Annotated in this window: 1 protein-coding gene; it reads left to right on the top strand. The window is 67.3% G+C overall.

Annotated elements, in window-relative coordinates; all coding sequences use genetic code 11:
• Nucleotides 1-789 (top strand): glucuronate isomerase (locus HGI46_RS21820; protein ID WP_206065896.1); only part of this gene is annotated, 789 nt, incomplete at both ends.

Genomic DNA, 789 nt, shown 5'->3' with positions numbered 1-789 from the left:
GCTGGAGGATCTGGGCGTACGCAACAAGGGCGTGGACCCGCGCGCGGCGTGGCGGCTGTTTGCCGAGCGCTACTGGCTGTTTCGCGGCACGCCTTCGCGCATGTGGCTCGACTGGGTCTTTGCCGAGGCCTTCGGCATGGACGTGCAATTGGGCGCGGAGACGGCCGACCTCTACTTCGACACGATCACCGAAAAGCTCGGCTCCGATGCGTTCCGCCCGCGCGCGCTGTTCGATCGCTACAACATCGAGGTGATCGCCACGACCGAGAGCCCGCTCGATACGCTGGAGCATCACGCCGCGATCCGCGCCGAGAATGCGCGCGAGGGCGGGTGGCAGGGCCGGGTCATCACCGCCTATCGCCCCGACCCGGTGATCGATCCCGAGTTTGAGGGCTTTTCGGCGAACCTCGACCTGTTCTCGGGGCTGACCGGCGAGGATTGCCGCAGCTGGACCGGCTACCTTGCCGCGCACCGCCAGCGCCGCGCCTTCTTTGCGCAGATGGGCGCGACCAGCACCGACCATGGCCATCCCACGGCAGCAACCGCCAACCTGTCTGCCAGCGAGGCAGCGGCGCTGTTCGACAAGGTCGTGGCCGGCAAAGCTACCCCGGCCGATGCCGAACTGTTCCGCGCCCAGATGCTGACCGAGATGGCGGCGATGAGCCTTGACGATGGCCTCGTCATGCAGATCCACCCCGGATCGTTCCGCAACCACAACGCTGCGCTGTTCGAACGCTTCGGCCGCGACAAGGGCGCCGACATCCCGACGCGGACCGACTTCGTCCATGC

The sequence above is a fragment of the Novosphingobium sp. ERW19 genome (assembly GCF_012641315.1).
Classification (GTDB): Bacteria; Pseudomonadota; Alphaproteobacteria; order Sphingomonadales; family Sphingomonadaceae; genus Novosphingobium.
The sequence above is the reverse complement of the archived record's forward strand: the minus strand, read 5'-3'. Positions and strand labels throughout refer to the sequence as shown.